General features: G+C 68.7%; 20 protein-coding genes. 13 read left to right on the top strand and 7 right to left on the bottom strand.

Going from position 1 to position 21,182, the window contains the following annotated elements; translation table 11 throughout:
- Positions 1-10 precede the first annotated feature (10 nt).
- From ureE to ACEUEL_RS10235, 7 genes are all read left to right on the top strand, one after another.
- Positions 11-655, top strand: coding sequence for an urease accessory protein UreE (gene ureE, locus ACEUEL_RS10265; protein ID WP_405704474.1), 645 nt, complete (start codon positions 11-13; stop codon positions 653-655).
- Positions 656-696: 41 nt separating this feature from the next.
- Positions 697-1,377, top strand: coding sequence for an urease accessory protein UreF (locus ACEUEL_RS10260; protein ID WP_405706709.1), 681 nt, complete (start codon positions 697-699; stop codon positions 1,375-1,377).
- 27 nt (positions 1,378-1,404) lie between these two features.
- Positions 1,405-2,052, top strand: coding sequence for an urease accessory protein UreG (gene ureG, locus ACEUEL_RS10255; RefSeq protein ID WP_405704473.1), 648 nt, complete (start codon positions 1,405-1,407; stop codon positions 2,050-2,052).
- A 4-nt stretch (positions 2,053-2,056) separates the two neighbouring features.
- Positions 2,057-2,992, top strand: coding sequence for an urease accessory protein UreD (locus tag ACEUEL_RS10250; protein WP_405706708.1), 936 nt, complete (start codon positions 2,057-2,059; stop codon positions 2,990-2,992).
- 16 nt (positions 2,993-3,008) lie between these two features.
- Positions 3,009-4,004 (top strand): urea transporter, encoded by a 996-nt coding sequence (yut, locus tag ACEUEL_RS10245; protein WP_405704471.1) that lies wholly within the window; start codon positions 3,009-3,011, stop codon positions 4,002-4,004.
- Between the two features lie 128 nt (positions 4,005-4,132).
- The gene (locus ACEUEL_RS10240) at positions 4,133-5,374 is read left to right on the top strand and encodes an ammonium transporter (RefSeq protein WP_405704469.1); all 1,242 of its coding nucleotides are present in this window, start codon (positions 4,133-4,135) and stop codon (positions 5,372-5,374) included.
- Positions 5,375-5,497: 123 nt separating this feature from the next.
- Complete coding sequence (locus ACEUEL_RS10235) at positions 5,498-6,742, top strand: ArsB/NhaD family transporter (protein WP_405704467.1); 1,245 nt, start codon at positions 5,498-5,500, stop codon at positions 6,740-6,742.
- Between the two features lie 58 nt (positions 6,743-6,800).
- Here the strand turns inward: ACEUEL_RS10235 and ACEUEL_RS10230 are convergent, their stop codons facing one another.
- Genes ACEUEL_RS10230 through hmgA form a run of 5 tightly spaced genes read right to left on the bottom strand, consistent with a single transcriptional unit; the run spans position 6,801 to position 12,253 of the window.
- On the bottom strand, positions 6,801-6,995 hold the full coding sequence (locus ACEUEL_RS10230) for a DUF2783 domain-containing protein (RefSeq protein WP_405704466.1): 195 nt from the start codon (positions 6,993-6,995) through the stop codon (positions 6,801-6,803).
- A gap of 7 nt (positions 6,996-7,002) precedes the next feature.
- Positions 7,003-8,625, bottom strand: a complete 1,623-nt coding sequence (locus tag ACEUEL_RS10225) for an FAD-dependent oxidoreductase (protein ID WP_405704464.1) — start codon at positions 8,623-8,625, stop codon at positions 7,003-7,005.
- Positions 8,626-8,650: 25 nt separating this feature from the next.
- Positions 8,651-9,601, bottom strand: coding sequence for an MBL fold metallo-hydrolase (locus tag ACEUEL_RS10220; protein WP_405704462.1), 951 nt, complete (start codon positions 9,599-9,601; stop codon positions 8,651-8,653).
- A gap of 11 nt (positions 9,602-9,612) precedes the next feature.
- Positions 9,613-10,872: a fumarylacetoacetase gene (fahA, locus tag ACEUEL_RS10215; RefSeq protein WP_405704460.1), complete on the bottom strand. Its 1,260-nt coding sequence runs from the start codon at positions 10,870-10,872 to the stop codon at positions 9,613-9,615.
- Positions 10,873-10,891: 19 nt separating this feature from the next.
- Positions 10,892-12,253: a homogentisate 1,2-dioxygenase gene (gene hmgA / locus ACEUEL_RS10210; protein ID WP_405704458.1), complete on the bottom strand. Its 1,362-nt coding sequence runs from the start codon at positions 12,251-12,253 to the stop codon at positions 10,892-10,894.
- Between the two features lie 118 nt (positions 12,254-12,371).
- Here hmgA and maiA point away from each other — a divergent pair, with 118 nt between their 5' ends.
- Positions 12,372-13,016 carry a maleylacetoacetate isomerase gene (gene maiA, locus ACEUEL_RS10205; protein ID WP_405704456.1) on the top strand — a complete coding sequence of 215 codons (645 nt, stop codon included), beginning with the start codon at positions 12,372-12,374 and terminating at the stop codon, positions 13,014-13,016.
- Between the two features lie 47 nt (positions 13,017-13,063).
- Positions 13,064-13,534, top strand: coding sequence for a MarR family winged helix-turn-helix transcriptional regulator (locus tag ACEUEL_RS10200; RefSeq protein WP_405704454.1), 471 nt, complete (start codon positions 13,064-13,066; stop codon positions 13,532-13,534).
- Positions 13,535-13,542: 8 nt separating this feature from the next.
- On the opposite strand, the gene ACEUEL_RS10195 is transcribed toward ACEUEL_RS10200, so the two are convergent.
- Positions 13,543-14,448 (bottom strand): LysR family transcriptional regulator, encoded by a 906-nt coding sequence (locus tag ACEUEL_RS10195; protein WP_405704452.1) that lies wholly within the window; start codon positions 14,446-14,448, stop codon positions 13,543-13,545.
- Between the two features lie 72 nt (positions 14,449-14,520).
- Positions 14,521-15,999 carry an aldehyde dehydrogenase gene (locus ACEUEL_RS10190; protein ID WP_405704450.1) on the bottom strand — a complete coding sequence of 493 codons (1,479 nt, stop codon included), beginning with the start codon at positions 15,997-15,999 and terminating at the stop codon, positions 14,521-14,523.
- A 367-nt stretch (positions 16,000-16,366) separates the two neighbouring features.
- On the opposite strand from ACEUEL_RS10190, the gene ACEUEL_RS10185 reads away from it, so the two are divergent.
- From ACEUEL_RS10185 to ACEUEL_RS10170, 4 genes are read left to right on the top strand one after another with little or no spacing between them, the layout of a single operon-like run.
- Positions 16,367-17,743 (top strand): aminotransferase, encoded by a 1,377-nt coding sequence (locus ACEUEL_RS10185; protein ID WP_405704449.1) that lies wholly within the window; start codon positions 16,367-16,369, stop codon positions 17,741-17,743.
- A 27-nt stretch (positions 17,744-17,770) separates the two neighbouring features.
- Positions 17,771-18,871: an ABC transporter ATP-binding protein gene (locus tag ACEUEL_RS10180; RefSeq protein ID WP_405704447.1), complete on the top strand. Its 1,101-nt coding sequence runs from the start codon at positions 17,771-17,773 to the stop codon at positions 18,869-18,871.
- 31 nt (positions 18,872-18,902) lie between these two features.
- A complete protein-coding gene (locus ACEUEL_RS10175) occupies positions 18,903-19,964 on the top strand; it encodes an ABC transporter substrate-binding protein (protein WP_405704446.1) in 1,062 nt (353 codons plus the stop codon).
- A gap of 43 nt (positions 19,965-20,007) precedes the next feature.
- Positions 20,008-21,180, top strand: coding sequence for an ABC transporter permease (locus ACEUEL_RS10170; RefSeq protein ID WP_405704445.1), 1,173 nt, complete (start codon positions 20,008-20,010; stop codon positions 21,178-21,180).
- Positions 21,181-21,182 lie beyond the last annotated feature (2 nt).

Genomic DNA, 21,182 nt, shown 5'->3' with positions numbered 1-21,182 from the left:
GGAGATACCCATGATTCTCGTCGAGACCACGCTCGGCAATCTCCGCGACCCGGTCTGGCAGGAGCGCGCGACGCGTGCCCGCGTGGATCGCCTCGTGCTCGAGCAATGGGAGGCCCCAAAGAACCGCCTGCGCAAGGAGAGCGAAGGCGGCGTGGAGCTCGCCATCTCGCTGCCGCGCGCCGAGCACCTGCACGATGGCGACGTGCTGCATCATGACGAGGCCGCCGGCGTCATCGTCGTCGCCGCCATCGCGCTCAAGGACGTGCTGGTGATCGAGCTGGAGAACATCGAGAAGCTCTCGCCGCTCGAGATCCTGCGCACCTGTTTCGAGCTCGGCCACGGGCTCGGCAACCAGCACTGGCCGGCGGTGATCAAGGGCTCCACGGTCTATGTGCCGCTTTCAGTGGACCAGAAGGTGATGGCGTCGGTCATGCGCACTCATGCCTATCCGCATGTGCGCACCTATTTCGCGCCGGGCGCCGAGATCGCCGCCAAGCTCGATGCCCGCGAGGTGCGGCTGCTGTTTGCCGGCGCCGATGCGACGCCCCACCACCATCATGCCGGCCATGCTCATGACCACAACCATGATCATGAGCATGGCCACGCTCACGGTCATTCGCATGCCCATAGCCACACGCAGTCGCCGGTGAAGTGATGGGCGCGGGAGGCGGCGGAAAGGGCGGCGCGTCGTCGGGCATGGTGCATCTCGCGCGCCTGCTGCAATTCTCCGATTCCACCCTGCCGATCGGCTCCTTCGCCTTCTCCAACGGGCTGGAATCCGCGCTGCAGACGGGTGTGGTGACCGATCCGGAGAGCCTGCTGAACTATGTCGAGCTCATCCTGCGGCAGAGCGCCCGGATGGACGGCATCGCGCTGCTGCACGCGCACCGTGCGGCGCTGGCCGGCGACTACGAGGCGATCCTCGAAGCCGATAGCGAACTGTTCTGCCGCCGCGTCGGCGAGGAGCAGCAGATGATGCTCACCCGCACGGGCAAGAAATTCGCCGAACTGGTGCTGAAGATCATGCCCTCGCCCCTGCTGGAGCGCTGGCTCGGCGACATCAAGGCGAATGCGACGCCGGGCTGCCTGCCCATCGGCCAGGCGCTGGCGCTCGCGCATATGGGCGTCGACGAGGTGGAAGCCTTCGTCATGCACCAATACGCCATCGCCTCGATGATCCTGAGCGCGGCGCTGCGGCTGATGCGGATCGACCATCTCGATACCCAGCGCATCCTGTTCACGGCACAGGGACGCGTGGAGGGCGACTACCACGCGGCGCGCGACCTCTCGCTGGACGAAATGGCGTCCTTCGCCCCCGTCTTCGACGTCCTCGTCGCCCACCACACGACCACCCATGTCCGCCTGTTCATGAACTGAACGCGGCATCGGCAAAGGAAGCGGTTCATGAAGAAGATCACGCGTATCGGCATTGGCGGCCCGGTCGGTTCGGGCAAGACGGCGGTCATCGAGGTGATCACGCCGCGGCTCATCGACCTCGGCATCAAGCCGCTGATCATCACCAATGATGTGGTGACGACCGAGGACGCCAAGCAGGTGCGCCGCACGCTGAACGGCATTCTGGTGGAGGAGAAGATCGTCGGCGTGGAGACGGGCGCATGCCCGCACACCGCTGTCCGCGAAGACCCCTCCATGAACATCGCCGCCGTCGAGGAACTGGAGGAGAAATACCCCGAAAGCGACGTGATCCTGATCGAGTCCGGCGGCGACAACCTGACCCTGACCTTCAGCCCGGCGCTGGCGGATTTCTACATCTACGTGATCGACGTCGCGGCGGGCGACAAGATCCCGCGCAAGAACGGCGCCGGCGTGTGCCAGTCCGACATTCTCGTCATCAACAAGAAGGACCTCGCGCCCTATGTCGGCGCGAGCCTTGAGGTGATGGACCGCGACTCCAGGCTCATGCGCGGCAAGAAGCCGTTCATCTTCACCAACTGCAAGACCGGGGAGGGCGTCGACGATCTCATCCGCCTGATCCTCGACATGGCGCTGTTCGACGTGAAGGTCACGCCGCCCGCAAAGGTGGATGCCTGACGCCATGGCGCTGCACGAGCAACTCGGTCGCCTCGACGCGGCGCGCGAACTGCGTGACTTCAAGGCCGAGCCCGCGCAGATGCGTGCCGCCGGGCCGGGGAAGGTCGGGGAGCTGCGCCTCGGCTTCGCCCTGCGCGAGGGGCGCTCCATCCTGCACGATCTCTATCGCGTGGCGCCGCTGCTCGTCCAACGAGCGCTCTACTGGGACGAGGCCATGCCGGAGCTGCCGATCTGCTCGATCATCTCGATCGGCGGCGGCATCCTCCAGGGCGACCGGTACAAGATCGACATTTCGGTGGGCGAGGGGGCCTGTGCCCACGTCACCACCCAGAGCGCCAACCGCGTCCATCAGATGGATGCGAACTACGCCTCCCAGCATCAGACGGTGACGCTCAAAAGCGGCGCGTATCTGGAATATCTGCCGGACTTCACCATTCCCTACCGCGACTCCCGCTTCATCAACCAGACCGACATCGTCATCGCGGAAGATGCGACGCTGCTCTATGGCGAGATGATGCTGGCCGGCCGCAAGCACCATCACGCCGACGAGCGGTTCGGGCTCGACCTGCTGTCCGTCGCCGTCGCCGTGCGCCGGCCGGACGGGCGCAAGCTGTTCGCCGAGAAGATCCTGATCGAGAAGGGCGACGCGTCGGTGGATTCGCCGGCGGTCATGCGCGGCTACGACGCTTTCGCCAACATCATGTGCCTGACGCCGCCGCAGGTCGCCGCCCGCATCAAGGAGCGGTTCGAAACGAATTTCCCGACCGAGGCGCCGCGGGCGATCTCGGGCGTCTGCCGCCTGCCCAATGACGCCGGCCTGATGCTGCGCGCGGTGGGGGTGGAGACCTACGACGTGCGCGCCGAGGTGCGCCGCTTCTGGCAGATCGTTCGCGAGGAGGCGCGCGGCCGGTCGCTTCCGCAGGAATTCCTCTGGCGCTGACCCAAGGACCGAGGCCATGGCCGAACACAAGAGCAACTTCCTGACCGATTCCTTCAAGGGCACCAGTCAGGTCTTCTTCATGGAGAACATCGTCACGGGGGCGCTGTTCTTCGTCGCGATGGCCTATGCGTCCTATGCGTCCGGCGTCTGGGCGACCACCATCGGCGCGGCCATCGGCGTCGTCGTCGCCACGCTGACCGCCCGGCTGCTGGAGTGCGACGAGACATCGATCGCCTCGGGCCTGTTCGGCTTCAACGGCGTCCTCGTCGGTGCCGCGCTGCCGACCTTCATCGCCGTGTCGCCTCAGCTCTGGGTCTATGTCATCGTCGGCGCCGCCACGAGCACGGTCGTCACCGCCGCCTTCAGCGCGACGCTGACCGCGAAATGGGGCATTCCCGGCTCGACCGGCCCCTTCGTGCTGACCGGCTGGCTGATGGTCGCCGGCGCCTATTCCTTCGGCGGGCTCGACGTCACCGGCGATGCGCCCAAGCTCGCCACCGACTATGTGCAGGGGCTCGCGCCGCTTCCCCAGCCGGTCGAGCTCGTGCAGATCTTCTTCCGCAACATCGGCCAGGTCTATCTACTCGGAAACGAGATTTCCGGCGCGATCATCCTGCTGGGCATCTTCATCGCCTCCATTCCGGCGGGCATCGCCGCCGCCGCCGGCTCGCTGGTCGCGATGGTGGTGGCGATCGGCATGGGGGCCGATCCGGCCATCGTCAGCCAGGGGCTGTATGGCTTCAGCCCCGTGCTCACGGCGCTGGCGGTCGGCGTCATATTCCTCAAGACCTCGCGGAAGGTGGTGCTCTATGCGCTGCTCGCGACTGTCACCACCGTCTTCGTGCAGGGCGCACTGGACGTCATCGTCGCGCCTGCCGGCATCCCCTCGTTCACGGCGCCCTACGTCCTGACGATGTATCTCTTCATCGCACCGCAGAAGCTTCTCGCCCCGCACCCGCACCGGCCCGTGGCCGGCCACATGGTCGGGCACGAGCACACCAAGGCGGGCTGATGCGCCCTGTCGGCCCCGGGGAGGGCCGACCTGACTGTCACGGCGGCTTACGAGCCGCCGCCCGAGGCTCCAGCGACGCGTATCCGGCCGGAACGTCCCACGCGCGCACCCACGAAAGGGGAGACGAGATGCAAGCGATCAATGCGGGTGATACCGCGTTCATTCTCCTGTGCACCGCCCTGGTGTGCATGATGACCCCGGCGCTGGCGCTGTTCTACGGCGGTCTGGTCAAGCAGCGCGACATGCTGTCGATCATGATCCAGAACTTCGTCTGCATGGGCGTGGTCGGGCTGATCTGGGTGTTCGGCGGCTTCAGCCTGGCTTTCGGGCCCGATATTGGCGGCGTCATCGGCAGCATCGTGCCCTATTTCGGCATGTACCATGTCGGCGTGCAACCGCACCCGACCTATGGGCCGAGCATCCCCTTCATCATGGTGTTCGCCTATCAGATGATGTTCGCCATCATCACGCCGGCGCTGATGACCGGCGCGTTCGTGGGCCGCTTCCGCTTCGGCGCCTATCTCTTCTTCATCGCCCTGTGGACCATCCTGGTCTATCTGCCCGCCGCGCACTGGATCTGGGGTGGCGGCTTCCTCGCGGCGCTCGGCGTCGTCGATTTCGCCGGCGGTATCGTCATCCACACGGCGGCGGGCTTCTCCGCGCTGGTGACGGCGGCCTATCTCGGCAAGCGCAAGCTCGCCCCGGGCGAGAGCGAATCCGCGCCGGCCAGCCTGCCGCTGGTGGCCCTGGGCGCGGGCCTGCTGTGGTTCGGCTGGTTCGGCTTCAATGCCGGCGGCGCCTATGCGGCGGACGCGCTGGCCGCCTACGCCTTCACCAACACCATGCTGGCCGGCTCGATCGCGATGCTGGTGTGGATGTTCTGGGAGTGGCGCGAGGACGGCCGGCCCACCTTCTCGGGCGTGCTGGTCGGCGCCGTGGCCGGCCTTGCCACCATCACCCCCGCCTCGGGCTATGTCGAACCGATGTCCGCCCTGCTCATCGGCGCGGTCGGCGCGACGATCTGCTACCACGCCAAGCATGTGCAGGCCTGGCTGAAGATCGACGACTCGCTGGAAGTCTGGCGCGCGCATGGCGTCGGCGGCATGACCGGAGCGCTGCTGATCGGCGTGCTGGCGAGTTCGCATATCAATCAGGTGTCGGCGGGCATTCACCAGCTGGGTGTCCAGGCCCTCGCCGTCGCCATCGTCGCGGCCTATGCCTCTGTCATCACCTTCATCCTGCTGAAGCTTCTGGATGGCATGGGTGTGCTGCGGGTACCGGACACCATCCAGGAAGAGGGGCTCGACAAACCGTTCTACGGCGAGCGCGCCTTCAATTTCTGGAACATGGATCGCGGAAATCCGAAGTGATCGTCGGCATGGGAAGCCCCCGCGGCTTCCCATGCCGCGAGGCAACGGTTACGCCCGCGCGGGTCCGGCACCCGTGCGGGCGTCCCTGATTCACGTCTGCTGCCGCCTGTGGCCAATGCTTCCATGGACCTGACGCTCGCGATCTTCGTTCTGGTGTACGTCGCCATGGGCGTCGGCCACCTGCCGGGCTTTCGTCTCGACAGGACCGGTGCGGCCATCGTCGGGGCGATGGTGCTCATCGCCGCGGGGCAGATTTCGCCGGCGGCGGCCTGGGCGTCGGTCGACTACCGCGTCATCGGCCTGCTCTTCGGCCTGATGACGGTGTCGGCGTCCTTCGTGGTCGCCGGATTCTATGATCGGGTCGCGGTGAAGGTCGGCAGCCTCAATGTCGGCCCGAGGGGGCTCCTCGCCATCTTGATCGCCGTTTCCGGCGCGATGGCGGCTCTGCTGAACAAGGATGTGGTGGCGGTCGCGATGACGCCGATCCTCTGCTCCATCTGCGTGGAGCGGCGGCTCAATCCGCTGCCGTTCCTGCTCGGCTTCTGCTTCGCGGCCAATTTCGCGTCGGCGGCGACGATCCTTGGGAGCCCGCAGAACATGATCATCGCCGAGACGCTGCAGCTTTCCTTCGTCGGCTTCATGGCGGCCGCCGCACCGCCGGCTCTGCTCGGCCTGCCGGTGATCTGGATCGTGATCGTGCTGTGCTATCGCGGCCGATGGACGCTTGCCGACGACGCCCGCCCGTCCGCCGCCGGCGCGACCCCCGTGGCCGCGCCCGCGGACTTCAACCGCGGCGAGACGATCAAGACCGGCCTCGTCACCCTCGCCGTCGTCGCCGCCTTCATCTTCAGCGACCTGCCGCACATGCTGATCGCCCTGATGGGGGCGAGCGTCCTGCTGGTCAGCCGGCGCTTCGCCTCGAGTAACCTGCTGCATCACGTCAACGGCGACCTGTTGCTGCTGCTGTTCGGATTGTTCGTCGTCAACGCGGCGCTGACCGCGACGGGGCTGCCGGAACAGGTTCTGGCCGGCCTGCGCACGATCGGGCTCGACCTGCACGATCCGCCATCCATGCTGATCATCATGGCGGTGCTCAGCAACATCGTCGGCAACAACCCGGCCGTTATGCTGGTGGCGCCCTTCATCGGCGGCGCCTCGCAGCCGGAAGCGCTCGGCGCGGCCATCGCGCTCGGCACCGGCTTCTCCTCGAGCGCCGTGATCTTCGGCAGCCTGGTCGGGATCATCGTTGCCGAGGAATGCCGCCGGCGCGGCATTCCTCTCGGCTTCGGCGAATTCGCGCGGGCCGGCGTGCCGACCTCTATACTGTGCTTGCTGATGGCCGTCCTCTGGATACATCACCTCGGTTGAGCCATGCGTTCCCCGGCCGCGCGAGATGTGGCGACGCACGCGCACGCCGACGGCCGGCTCATTCCGGCGTTGGTCGCATGGCAAGCGCCAGTGCCTCCTGGAAGACATCGTCCGCGCCGAGATGATTTATGAGGATGAGCAGCAGGCGGGCGTTCAGCGCGGCGCTCTGCACCTCGTCGAGCCCGTCATGGGCGGCGAGCAGGCGCGCATAGACCCCGTCAGGATCGCGCAGGTTCAGCGTGGTGACGAGCATGACGACCTCATGAGAGGGCCAGGGCGCGGCCGAGCGCGGCGGCCACGGCCTCGGGGTGGAAATCCGTCCAGCGCGCCAGCACGTGGCGATCGGGACGGATCAGGTAGACGGCCCGATCGCACGCGCCGAGGAAGCGATCGCGCAGGATCTCGTTGCCGGCCGCGTCGATCGACACGCAGGTCACCGGGACGCCATGCTCGCTCATGCGCCCGGGCAGCTCGGCGTTGATCGCGAGCAGGGTGAAGTCCGGGCCGAGCCGCGCCAGCAGCCAGCCCGCGTCCGTGGGCGCATCGGGCAGCGCGGCGCCGGGGCGCGTGCGCGCCGGCAGGCCCGGCTGGTCCGGGCCGTTCAGCGGGCCGCCGTCATAGACGCACGGCACCGACAGCCGGCCCGAATTCACCAGCGAGCGCGCGAAGGGCAGGTGCTCGGCGAGGTCCAGCACCGCATCGCGGAACAGCCGCGTGACCGGCGTCGCCGGCGAGATGAAGTCGGTCGAGCGCGTCGAGTTGAGGATGTTCTCGTCCGCGCCGGCGACGCGCTCGGCGCTGTAGCTGTCGAGCAGCCGGTCATCGGCCCGCCCCTCCAGCACGAAGCGCAGCTTCCAGCACAGATTGTCGACGTCCTGGAGCCCGGAATTGGCGCCGCGCGCCCCGAACGGGCTGACCTGGTGAGCGCTGTCGCCGGCGAACAGCACCCGCCCGTGACGGAACGTCTCCATGCGGCGGCACTGGAAGCTGTAGATCGAGGTCCAGACGATCTCGAAATCGACCCCTTCACCCAGCATCGCGGCGACGCGCGCGCGCACGCGGCCGGGTTCGAGCTCCCGCTCGCGGTCGATGTCGCGGCCGATCTGGAAGTCGATCCGCCAGATCCCGTCGGGCTGGCGGTGCAGCAGCGCGCTGTCGCCGGACTTGAAATGCGGCTGGAACCAGAACCATCGCTCGGTCGGGAAGTCGGCGCTCATCCGGATGTCGGCGATGAGGAAATGATCCTCGAAGGCGCGCCCCTCGAAGCCGAGCCCGAGCATGCCGCGCACCGGCGAGCGCGCGCCGTCGCAGGCGATCACCCAGTCGGCGTCGACCCGATAGGGCCCGTCCGGCGTCGCCACGGTGAGCCGCACCCGATCGTCCCGCGCCTCGACGGCGTCCACCCGGTTGCCGCCCCTAATCTCGACCGGCGCGCCGGCCGCCCGCAGCGCGACCAGACGATCGTGGAGGATCTTCTCGAAATGCGGCTGCTGCAGGTTCACGAAGGCCGGGAAACGGTGGCCCGGCTCCGGCAGCAGGTCGAACTCATAGACCAGGCGGTCGTGGCGGAAGACCTTGCCGACATTCCACACGACGCCCTTCTCGACGATCGGATCGGCGGCGCCGAGGCGGTCGCAGATCTCCAGCGTGCGCTTGGCGAAGCAGATCGCGCGGCTGCCGGTGCCGGCGCCTTCCTGGTCGTCCAGCAGGAGCACCGGCACGCCCTGCGAGGCGAGGTCGAGCGCCGCCGCAAGCCCGACCGGGCCGGCCCCGACGACGACCACCGGCCAGCGCGCCGGCTCGGCGGCGTCCTGTTCCGGCACCCGTTCATAGGGATAGAGTCGAAACGCCAGTTCGTGGCGCGGCCCGCCGGTTTCCTTCATCGCTTCCCCCTCCGCCGGCTTTGTCTCAGCCTTGCAGCGCATTCCACATGTCGAGATCGCGTTCCGCGGTCCAGATGCGCGGATGGTCGATGCCGCGCGCCTCGTCGAAGGCGCGGCTGACGTTGAACGGCAGGCAGTGCTCGTAGATGGCGTAGTCGCGGAACTGGTCGTCGCAGGCGGCGCGCACCGCCTCGAAGGCCTGCTTCAGCGTGCCGTCGCGCGCGGCGACCCGGGCGGCCGGCCGGAACGTCGCGTCGAGGAAATGGCGCGTCCGCTCGATGGCGTCGTTGACCCCGGCCCGGCCGATCACGGCGTCCCCGCGCCCGGGGGCGAGCGCGTCGACGTCGAAGGCGCGGATGCGGTCAAGCGTCGGCCCCCAGTCGCGGAAATGACCGTCGCCGCAATAGCAGGCGGCGTGCGCCTCGACGATGTCGCCGGTGAACATGACGTTCTGGTCCGGCACGTGGACGACGATGTCCCCGGCCGTATGGGCGCGCCCGAGATGGATCAGATCGACCCGCCGCCGTCCGAGATGGAGGCTCATGGTGCCGCGAAAGGTGGTCGTCGGCCAGGTGAGCCCGGGAATGGACTCGTGCCCCTGGAACAGGCGGGGAAAGCGCTGGAACTCGCTCGCCCAGTCCTCCATCCCCCGTTCGACGACCATGGCGCGTGCGGCCTCGCTCATCACCACCTGGCCGGCGCCGAAGGCGGAGGCGCCGAGCACCCGCACGGCATGGTAATGCGTCAGCACCACATGGGTGATCGGCTTGTCGGTGACGCGTCGCACCTCGTCGATGACGCGCGCGGCGAGGCGGGGCGTGGCCTGCGCCTCGACCACGAGGACGCCCTCGTCGCCGATGATGACCCCCGAATTCGGATCGCCCTGCGCTGTGAAGGCGTAGATGCCCTCGCCGATGGGCGTGAAGCTGGTCGTCTTTTCGCTCAGGTCTGCCTGCGAGGCGAAGGCCTTGGCCATGATCGCTCCTGTCAGCGTGAATAGGGATCGGCCAGCGCCGGCAAAACCGTGCCCGCGCAGGCGCCGAAGCCGATGAGGTAGCCGTCCGCCGCGACCTGCCCGCGCAGCGTGAGGGTGTCGCCGTCCTCGATGAAGCGGCGGACCTCGCCCCCCGGCAGGGTGAGCGGCTCCGTGCCGTTCCACGAGATTTCGAGGAGGCTGCCGCGGCTCTCGCGGGTCGGGCCGGAGATCGTGCCCGAGCCCAGAAGGTCGCCGGTGTTCATCGGGCAGCCGCAGGCGGCATGGTGGGCGAGCTGCTGCGCCGCCGAATAGGTGAGCTCGCGGGAGCGGGTCCGTGCGATGACGGTTTCCGCCCCGTCCGCGGGGGCGAGGGCGATCTCGAGCGCGATGTCATGGCGCATCGGCCACGGTTCCCGCAGATGATCGAGCAAGGCGACCTCCCGCTCCGGCCCGGGAATGCGGAAGGGTTCCAGCGCCGCCGCCATCACGATCCACGGGCCGATGCTGGTCGCGGTCGCCTTCGACTGGAACGGGCCGAGCGGCTGGTATTCGAAGGCCTGGATGTCGCGCGCCGACCAGTCGTTGAGCAGCACATAGCCGAAGATCATCGCCTCGGCCTCGGCGACGCTCACCGGCCGCCCCGGCACGGACGGCACCCCGACCACGGCACCGATCTCGAGTTCGAAATCGAAGCGGCCGGACGGCCGGAACACCGGGGCGGCGTCGTCCGGCCCCTTCACCTGGCCCCAGGGGCGCCGCACCGGCGTGCCGGAGACGACCACGGAGGAGGCCCGGCCGTTGTAGCCGATGGGCATGTGCAGCCAGTTGGGCGGCAGCGTGTTGCTGCCGCGGAACATGGCGCCGACATTCTCGGCATGATGCCGGCCGGCATAGAAATCGGTGAATTCGGCCACGGTGAACGGCAGGTGGAGGTGCGCATCCGACTGCGCCGCGAGGAACGGCTCGACCGCCGCCCGCTCGGGCGCCCCCTCGGCGAGCAACTCGGTCAGCCGCGTCCGCAGCTGGCGCCAGACCGGCGGCCCGGCCGCCATCAGCGCGTTCCAGGCGGGCTGCCGGAACAGCGGGGCGGGGTCGAGCCGCAACAGCCCCGACGCCTCCAGCCCGGCGACGTCGAGTATGAGGTCGCCGATGGCGATGCCGCAGCGCGGCGCGGCGCCGGCGAGGGAGAAGACGCCGCAGGGCAGGTTGTTCAGCGGGAACGGGCTCGACGGCGCATTGGCCGAGCCGACCCAGGAACGCAGCAAGCGCATGGAACGGGCCTCGTGGGGGTTACGCGAGGCCGCGGCGGCCGTCGAATTTCTTGTCGAGGCTCGCCCAGCAGTCGATGTAGTCCTGCTGCAGCGGCGCCTGCTCGGCGGCGAAGGCGGTGAGGTGCTGCGGAAAGCGGGTCTCGAACATGAAGGACATGGTCTCGTCCAGCTTCTCGGGACGCAGCTCGGCATTCGAGGCGCCCTCGAAGGCGGCCCGGTCCGGCCCGTGCGGCAGCATGCAGTTGTGCAGCGACAGGCCGCCGGGCACGAACCCCTGCGGCTTGGCGTCATAGACGCCGTAGATGTTGCCCATCAGCTCCGACATGATGTTCTTGTGGTACCAGGGCGGGCGGAAGCTGTGCTCGGCCACCATCCAGCGCTCGCGGAACAGCACGAAGTCGATATTGGCGGTGCCTTCCTGTCCCGAGGGGGCGGTGAGCACCGTGAAGATCGACGGGTCGGGATGGTCGAACAGGATCGCCCCGACCGGCGAGTAGGTGCGCAGGTCGTATTTGCACGGCGCGTAATTGCCGTGCCACGCCACCACGTCGAGCGGGCTGTGGCCGATCCGCGTGCGGTGGAAGCTGCCGCACCATTTCACCACAACCGTCGAGGGCGCCTCGCGATCCTCGAACGCCGCCACCGGCGTCTTGAAGTCGCGCGGATTGGCGAGGCAGTTGGCCCCGATCGGGCCGCGGCCCGGCAGCTCGAACTTCTGGCCGTAATTCTCGCACACGAAGCCGCGGCACGGCCCCTCCAGCACCTCGACCCGGTAGACGAGGCCGCGCGGCAGGATGGCGATCTCCTTCGGCTCCAGGTCGATGATGCCGAGCTCGGTGCAGAAGCGCAGCCGGCCCTGCTGCGGCACCACCAGCAGCTCGCTGTCGGCGGAGAAGAAGTATTCATCCACCATCGAGCGCGTGACCAGATAGACGTGGCTCGCCATGCCGATCTGCAGGTTGACGTCGCCGGCGGTGGTCATGGTGCGCATGCCGGTGATCCAGTCCAGCGGCTCCTGCGGCTGCGGGATCGGGTCCCAGCGGTACTGGCCGAGCGAGATGATGTCGGGCAGCACATGCGGCGCGCTCCGCCACAGCGGGACGTCGATCTTTTCGAAGCGCGAGACGTGCTTCACGCTGGGACGGATGCGGTAGCACCAGGTCCGCTCGTTCTTGCCGCGCGGCGCCGTGAAGGCGGTGCCCGAGAGCTGCTCGGCATAGAGCCCGTAGGCGCATTTCTGCGGGCTGTTCTGCCCCTGGGGCAGGGCGCCCGCAAGCGCCTCGGTTTCGAAGTCATTGCCGAAGCCCGGCTGATAGCCGGCCACGGTTCCGCCGAAGGCGGCCGCGCGCAGCATTCCGGGCGGCAGGGCGTTGGCGTTCATCGGCGTGGCTCCCCGGCACATGCGTGATTGTTGTCGCAAGAATGGTTGCATTTGCAACTAAGTCAAGTAGCCTTCGCTGCGCATCCGCCGAAATCCGCGCAAAGGACGCTGAGCCCCGATGACCACCGCCCCGATCGTGCTGCACGACTACTGGCGCTCCTCCTCGTCCTACCGGGTGCGGATCGGCCTCAATCTGGCGGGAAAGACCTATGAGCGCCGCCCGGTCGACCTGCTGAAGGGCGAGCAGAGCGAGGCCGCCAACCGGGCCCGCAACCCGCAGGGCCTCGTGCCGACGCTGGAGATCGACGGGCGGGTGCTCACCCAGTCGCTCGCCATCCTCGAATATCTCGACGAGGTGCACGGCGCCGGGCTGCTTCCCCGCACGCCGCCGGAGCGCGCGCGGGTGCGGGCGCTCGCCATGGCGGTGGCCATGGAGATCCAGCCGGTGACCAACCTCCTCGTGGTGCGCCACGCCATGGACGCCTCGCGCGGCGCCATCACCCGGGAGGCGTGGATGGCCCATTTCATCGCCGCCGGCCTCGCCGGGCTGGAGGCGATGCTGGCGGACGGCCCGGCGGGCCTCTATTGCCACGGCGATCGCGTCAGCCTCGCCGATGTCTGCCTCGTGCCGCAGCTCTACAATGCGCGGCGCTGGGGCGTTCCGCTCGACGGCTACCCCCGGATCGCCCGCATCGCCGGCGCGCTGGAGGCGCTGCCGGCCTTCGCCGCGGCGCATCCCGACGCGCTCGCGCCGCCGTCGTGACACGGTGGGGCGGCTGTGGCAGCTTCGCGGCAGAGGTAGAGGCCGCGATGAGCACCGAAGAAAGCCCCGACAAGCCTTTCGATCTCGATCGATTCCTGCCCTATCTCCTCAACCAGGCCGCCGAGGCGACCAGCCGCTCGTTCCACGCCCTCTACAAGAGCGAATACGGCATGACCCGCACGCAATGGCGCGTTCTGGCCAATCTCGGCCGCTTCGGCGAGATGACCGCGCGCGACATCTGCCGCATCTCCCATGTCGAGAAGACCAAGGTGAGCCGGGCCGTCTCGGCGATCGAGGCGCATGGCTGGCTGGCCCGGCGCCGCCATGCCGACGACCGGCGGGCCGAACTGCTGATGCTGACGCCCGAAGGGCAGGGGGTGTTCGCCCGGCTCGGCGAACTCGCCAACGGTTACGACGCGTCCCTGCGCGCCGCCTTGGGCAGCCGCGATGCCGGCCGGCTGGAAGCGATGCTCCGGCGCCTGGTCGCCGAGCAGCCGGCCGACGCCGACATCGACTGAGAGCCGCGTCAGGCCGCCGGTGCGGCGCCGTCGGCGGTGCAGATGCGGCGGGCGATGTCGCGCACCGTGCGCGCCAGCAGGCGGCCATTGTCGGCCCGCCAATGCAGCGCATAGGCGAGATCCGGCACGCGCAGCCGATCCTCGACCGTGAGCCGCACCAGTTCGCCGCTGCGGATGAAGCGCTCGACGAACGGCCCGGCGAGCAGCGCGATGCCGAGGCCGGCGATCGTCACCGCCGCCACCGCCTCGGGGCTGTTTGAGGCGACGATGCGGCGGAACTTCAGGCCGCTTTCGGAGCTGAAATTCTGCAGGTTGATGGTGCTGCCCGCCTGCACCGACATCGAAATCACCGGATGGGTCTGCAGCGTTTCGGCGGTCAGTATCCCGCCTTCGATCGGCAGCCCCGGCGCGGCGACCCAGTGCAGCTCGACACGGCCGATCTGCTCGGACTGGACCTGCGGGTCGGGTGAGGTCCCGGCGCAGAGCGCGAAATCGGTCTCGCCCCGCTCGACGTCCTCCAGCAGTTCGCGCGTCACCGCCACGCGCGGCTCGATCACCACATCCGGATAGGCGGCCCGCACCTCCGAGACGATACGCGGCAGCCACTGCATCGCCATCAGCTCGCTGATGCCGAACCGGCAGGTGCCCTTCACGCGCTGGGGCGCATCGGCGGCGACGAGAATCTCGTCGCACAGCGCCAGCATCTGCTCGGCCTTGGCGAACACCCGCTCGCCGACCTCGGTGATGCGCGCGCTGGCGCCGGAGCGGTCGAACAGCGGCTCGCCCACTTCCGCCTCCAGTTCCTGGATGCGCTTGGAGAGGGCGGAGCGCGTCATGAACAGCCGCTCCGCCGCCAGGGCGAAGCTGCCGAGCACGGCCGACCAGTAGAGCGCTTCGAGCTGTTTGAGCGTCATGCCGATATCCCCCTGCCGAGGCTAGGCAATATCGGATGGGCGGCCAAGCCCTTGGAGAAGCGGGACCGGTCCTCACAGCCGCATGACGAACGGCGGCGGCGCGGCATCCCCGAGATCGATCCAGACCGATTTCACCTGCAGGAACTGGCGGATGGCGTCCGCGCCGCCCTCGCGACCCAGCCCCGAGCGTTTGTAGCCGCCGAACGGCGCCATCGGCGCCGAGGTCCGGTAGGTGTTGACCCACACCGATCCCGCTTCCACCGCGCGCGCCATCCGGTGGGCCCGGTTGAGGTCGCGCGTCCAGATGCCGGCGGCGAGGCCGTAGTCGGTGGCGTTGGCCAGCGCCACCGCCTCCGCCTCGTCGTCGAACGGCATGACCGCGAGCACCGGCCCGAACACCTCCTGCCGGGCGAGCCGGGCGTCGGCGGCGACGCCGGTGAAGATGGTGGGCTCGACGAACCAGCCTTCCCGGTCCGCCCGCTGCCCGCCGAGGATGCAGCTCGCCCCGTCCGCCTTGGCCCCGGCGATATGATCGAGGATACGGCCGAGCTGCTGCTCGGTGGTCACCGGGCCCACCTGCGTGCCGGCATCGGCCGGGTCGCCGATCCGCGCGGTGCGCGCCAGCCGGACAACGCGCTCGACGAATTCGGCGGCGATGGAGGCATGCACGATCAGCCGCGAGCCGGCGACGCAGGTCTGCCCCGTCGCCGCGAAGATGCCACCGACCACCCCGTTCACCGCCCGGTCGAGATCGGCGTCGGCAAAGACGATGTTGGCGCTCTTGCCGCCGAGTTCGAGCGTGACCGGGATCAGCTTGCGGGCCGCGCTCTCGGCGATCGCGACGCCGGCCGACTCCCCGCCGGTGAAGGCCACGGCACGCACGCGCGGATGCGCCACCAGCGCGGCGCCGACCTCCGGCCCGGTGCCGGTCACCGCATTGACCACGCCCGGCGGGAAGCCGGCCGCGCGCACCAGCTCCAGGAACGGCGTGATCGAGGTCGAGGTGAATTCGGACGGCTTGATCACCACCGTATTGCCGGCGGCCAGCGCCGGGGCGAGCTTCCAGGCGGTGAGCAGCAACGGCGAATTCCACGGCACGATCGCCGCGACGACGCCAAGCGGTTCGAGCTGGGTGAAGCTCACCATGTCCGCCTTGTCCGAGGGCAGCACGGCGCCTTCCACCTTGTCGGCGAGGCCGGCGAAATAGCGATACCAGCGCGGCATGTAGGCCATCTGGCCGCGCATCTCGGCGAGCAGCTTGCCGTTGTCCTGCGTTTCCGCACGGGCGAGCTCGTCCGAATGGGCGGCGATGAGATCGGCGAGGCGGTTCAGCAGGACGCCGCGATCGGAGGCGCTCATCCGCGCCCAGTCCGGCCGGCGGAAAGCGCGGTCCGCCGCGCTCACGGCGCGGTCGACGTCTTCCGCCGTGCCGGCGGCGACTTCGGCCCAGGGCTGCGCCGTCGCCGGATTATCGGTCGGAAACCAGCCCGCCGAGAGCGGATCGACGAAGTCATTGTCGATGAACATGCGGAAACGCGGCAATGCGGTCATCGGCGGCGCGCCTTTCGGAAGAAGCAGGGGAGGGGTGGCGACGTCAGCGGCGTAGTCCGTGCGCCCGGCGCGGAAGCTAGGCCATCCGCGCGGGGGCGGGGTAACGAATTTTCTTCGCCTCGCCCCTGTCGGAAAGCGCACCCCCGCCTCCTGCGCCGCCGGCCGGTCTCGACTTTCCCGACAGCGGCGAGTGTCGTTTTATTCGTTAGGCTCAGGCCGCCTTGGTCGATATGTTTCTACAGCGGACGACATTTCCGATGTCCCCGCGGCATCTCAGACAGAACCGACACCCCATGGCTTCCGGTCGCGTGTCCGACCGGACGGCGCCCCGTGGCGCGTGGCCATTTGCCAAAGAGGAACGGATCGCGTGCACAATCGCAGCCGCGCCAGCCGGATCGATGCCGAGCATCATCTCCACCCCTACACCAATCTGCGGCAGGTGGAGGCGGACGGCCCGCTGGTGATCGCCCGCGGCGAAGGCATCCGCGTCCTCGACGAGGCGGGGCGCTCCTATATCGAGGCGATGGGCGGCCTGTGGTGCGCCAGCCTCGGCTTCTCCGAACGCCGCCTCGCCGACGCCGCCTACCGGCAGATGCTGGAGATGCCGTACTACCACTCGTTCAACGGCCGCGTGCCGGCCATCGTGACCGAGCTCGTGGACGAGCTGATGGCCTGGGCGCCGGTGCCGATGGGCCGGGTGCTGTTCGCCAATTCCGGCTCGGAATCGAACGACGCCGCCTACAAGATCGTTCACTACTACAACAACGTGCTGGGACGGCCCGAGAAGAAGAAGTTCATCGCCCGCGAGCGCAGCTACCACGGCAGCACCGCGGTCGCCTCGGCGCTCTCCGGCCTGCCCGGCGCGCGGCAGATGTTCGACCTGCCGATCGGCGGCATCCTGCGCGTCAGCGCGCCGCATTACTACCGCAACGCCCGGCCGGGCGAGAGCCTCGCGCAGTACACCGACCGGCTGGTCGACGAGATCGAGCAGCTGATCGCGCGCGAGGGCGCCGACACCATCGCCGCCTTCATCGCCGAGCCGGTCATCGGCGGCGGCGGCGTCATCATCCCCCCGCCCGACTATTTCCCGCGCGTGCAGGCGCTGCTGAAGCGGCACGACATCCTGTTCATCGCCGACGAGGTGATCTCGGGCTTCGGCCGGCTGGGCGCGCCCTTCGGCACGCAGGTCTTCGGCCTCCAGCCGGACATGATCACCGTCGCCAAGATGCTCTCCGCCGCCTATGCGCCGATCTCCGCGCTCTATGTCAGCGAGGGGATCTGCGACGTGCTGCGGCAGGGCAGCGACCAGGTCGGCTATTTCGGCCACGGCTATACCTATGGCGGCCATCCGGTGTCGGCGGCGGTGGCGCTGGAGACGCTGCGCATCTACCGGCAGGACGACGTCATCGGGAACGCCCGGCGCGTCGGCGAGCACCTGCAGGCCGGGCTGCGCGCGCTCGCCTCCCACCCGCTGGTCGGCGAGGCCCGCGGCCTCGGGATGATCGGGGCGCTGGAACTTTCGGCCGATCCCGCCACCCGCCGGCCGTTCGAGCCCGAGCGCGGCGTCGGCGGCTGGGTGCTGCGGCGGGCGCTGGAGCACGGCCTGATGGTGCGGGCGATCCCCGGCGACATCATCGCGCTGGCGCCGCCGCTGATTACGTCCGAAGCGGAGGTGGAGGCGATACTCGCCATTCTCGCACGGGTGCTCGACGAGGCGCTCGACTGGCTTTCGGCCTCGGCCTGACGTGTTCGGAATAGAGAAACGGCGACCATGAGCTTCATTGTTTTCGACCGCATCCATAAGGCATACGGCCCCAATGGTGGCGTCGTGGCGATCGAGAAGCTCGACCTCACCATCGATCGCGGCGAGTTCATGACCTTCCTCGGCCCGTCGGGATCGGGAAAGACCACCACGCTGATGATGCTCGCCGGCTTCGAGGCCCCGACCTCCGGCGCCATCCTGCTGGACGGGCGCCATATCGAGGACCTGCCGCCCTACGAACGCGAGATGGGCGTGGTGTTCCAGAGCTATTCGCTGTTCCCGCACATGAGCGTCGCCCAGAACGTCGCCTTCCCGCTGGAGATGCGCAAGCTGCCCCGGAGCGACATCCGCGAGCGCGTGACCCGCGCCCTCGGCCGCGTCAGGCTGGACCGCCACGCCGACCGCCGCCCCGTGCAGCTGTCCGGCGGCGAGCAGCAGCGCGTCGCCCTCGCCCGGGCGCTGGTGTTCGATCCCAAGCTGGTGCTGATGGACGAGCCGCTCTCGGCCCTCGACAAGAGCCTGCGCGAGGAATTGCAGCTGGAGATCCGCCGGCTGCACCGCGAGCTCGGCGTGACCATGGTGTTCGTCACCCACGACCAGGCCGAGGCGATGACGTTGTCGGACCGCGTCGCGGTGTTCAATCGCGGCCGGATCGAGCAGCTCGGGCCGCCATCGGAACTCTACGACGCGCCGCGCAACCGCTTCGTCGCCGGCTTCATCGGCGACAACAACACCGCCGATGGCAGCCTCGTCGACACGGGGAGCGCCGGACAGCCGGCGCGGATCCGCCTCGGCGAGGTGGTGCTGGGCGGGCGGGCGCATCCCGGCGCGCTGGCGGCGGGAGATGCGGCGAGCCTGTGCGTCCGGCCGGAGGCGCTGCGCCTCGCCGGCGCGGAAGCCGGCGGCGATGCCGCCGACAACACGGTGCCGGCGACCGTCACCGACATGATCCACCAGGGCGATCACTGGCGCCTGATCCTCAGGCCCGGCCTGCCGGGCGCGGCCTTGCCCTGGATGGTGAAGTGCGTTCCGGCCCAGCTCCCGGGCGGGCTGCGGATCGGCGAGAGCGTGAGTCTGAACTTCGGATGGCAGGACGCCTGGATCCTGTGAAAACGGAACAACCAGAACTCGGGGAACAAAGATGAAGCACCTTCTGGAACGACATGGCCGAACCCTCGCACTGGCCGCGGCGCTGACGCTCGCCATGTCCGGCGCCGGCGCATCCGCCCGCGACCTCACCGTCGTGTCGTGGGGCGGCAAATATCAGGAGGCCCAGCGTGAGTTCATGTTCGGGCCGTTCACGAAGGCGACCGGGCTGAAGCTGGTCGACGAATATTGGGACGGCGGCGTCGGCACGCTGCGCACCAAGATCAAGGGCGGCAATAACACCTGGGATGTGGTGCAGGTCGAGGCCGAGGAACTGGCGATCGGCTGCGAGGAGGGCCTGTTCGAGAAGATCGACCTCGCGAAGGTCGGCGGCAAGGAACGCTTCCTGCCCGGCACGACGCATGAATGCGGCGTCGGGGCGGTCATCTACAACGTCGTCCTGACCTACGACACCGCCAAGCCCGGCCCGAAGCCGACCGGCTGGGCCGACTTCTTCGACACGAAGAAGTTCCCCGGCAAGCGCGCGGTGCGCAACGGGCCGAAATGGAACCTCGAGATCGCCCTGCTCGCCGACGGCGTGCCGGCGGACCAGATCTACAAGGTGCTCGCGACGCCCGAGGGCGTGAAGCGCGCCTTCGCCAAGTTCGACACCATCAAGGGCGACCTGCTGTTCTGGAAGTCCGGCTCGCAGCCCGCCCAGATGCTCGCCGCGGGCGACGTCGTCATGACGACGACCTTCAATTCCCGCGTCACCGCCTCCAACGAGAACGACGGCACCAAGTTCGGCATCGTCTGGGACCAGTCGATCTATACCATGGACAGCTGGGTCATCATGAAGGGAACGCCCTTCCTGAAGCAGAGCTATGAGCTGGTCGAGTTCTCCACGCGCGCCAAGCCGCAGGCGCAGATCGTGCCGCTCAACCGCTCGGGCCCGACCAACAAGGAGGCCATTCCGCTCATCCCCGCGCAGTTCATGGCCGACCTGCCGTCCAACCCGAAGAATTTCGCGGTCGCGATCCCCGACAGCCCGGAATTCTGGATCGACAATTTCGACGATCTGAGCGAGCGCTGGGCCGCCTGGTCCGGCACGAAGTAGTCGCCACCCCCAGATCGCGACCAAGGCCTATCGGGAATACGGCATGACGACGAAAAACCTCCTGCTGCTGCCGCTCACGGGCTTCCTCGTGGTGTTCTTCGTCGTGCCCATGGTCTGGTTCCTGTCCTTCAGCGTTCGTCAGAATGAAGTGGCGAACGCCATGCCGGCCACGCTCGCGGCGCTGGCCGGCTGGGATGGCGGCACCTCGGTGCCCGCCTCGGCCTTCCCCTCGCTGGCGGCGGATCTGACCGCCGCCGGCCAATCGGGCGCCATGGCGGATGCGGCGCGGCGGATGAACTACGACATCCCCGGCCTGCGCTCGGTGCTGTCGCGGGCCGGCCGCGCCGTGCGCGGCGCCCCGTCCGGCACGGCATTCGACGCCGCCTTCTTCAAGGCCATCGATCCGGTTCTGGCGACGCCGGCGTTCTTTGCCGTGGTCCAGCGGACCGGCCGGCCGCTCACCGATCACTACCTGCTCGCCTCGGTCGACCTGCAACGGACGCCGGAGGGCAGCCTGGCGCGCGCGCCGGCGGACAACCGGATCTATCTCGACGTGCTCGGGCGCACACTGCTGATCTCCGCCACCGTGACGCTCATCTGCCTGATCCTCGGCTTCCCGGTCGCGGTGCTGCTGACGACGGCGAGCGAACGGGTGGCCGACTGGGTGCTCATCCTGGTGATGCTGCCCTTCTGGACCTCGCTGCTGGTTCGGACCACCGCCTGGATCGTCCTGCTGCAGAAGGAGGGGCTCATCAACAGCGCGCTCCGCTACCTCGGCATCATCGACGAGCCGCTGGCGATGATCTTCAACCGGACCGGCGTGATCATCGCGATGACGCATGTGCTGCTGCCCTTCATGATCCTGCCGCTCTACGGCGTGCTGCGCGGCATACCGCCGGGCTACATGCGCGCCGCGGCCAGCCTCGGGGCGCGGCCGGTGACTGCGTTCCGGCGCGTCTACCTGCCGCTCGCCATGCCGGGCGTCGCGGCCGGCGGGCTGATGGTCTTCATCCTGTCGCTCGGCTACTACGTCACGCCGTCGCTCGTCGGTGGACCCGCCGACCAGATGCTGTCCGCCTTCGTCGCCGATTACACCACGACGACCGGCAATTGGGGGCTCGCTTCCGCCCTCGGTCTGCTGCTGCTGGTCGTCACCCTCGTCCTCTACTTCGTCGCCCAGCGCCTCTCCGGCGGGCGGGCGATCTCGCTCGGGTGACG

The sequence above is a fragment of the Ancylobacter terrae genome, from assembly GCF_045108345.1.
GTDB lineage: Bacteria > Pseudomonadota > Alphaproteobacteria > Rhizobiales > Xanthobacteraceae > Ancylobacter.
The sequence above is the reverse complement of the archived record's forward strand: the minus strand, read 5'-3'. Positions and strand labels throughout refer to the sequence as shown.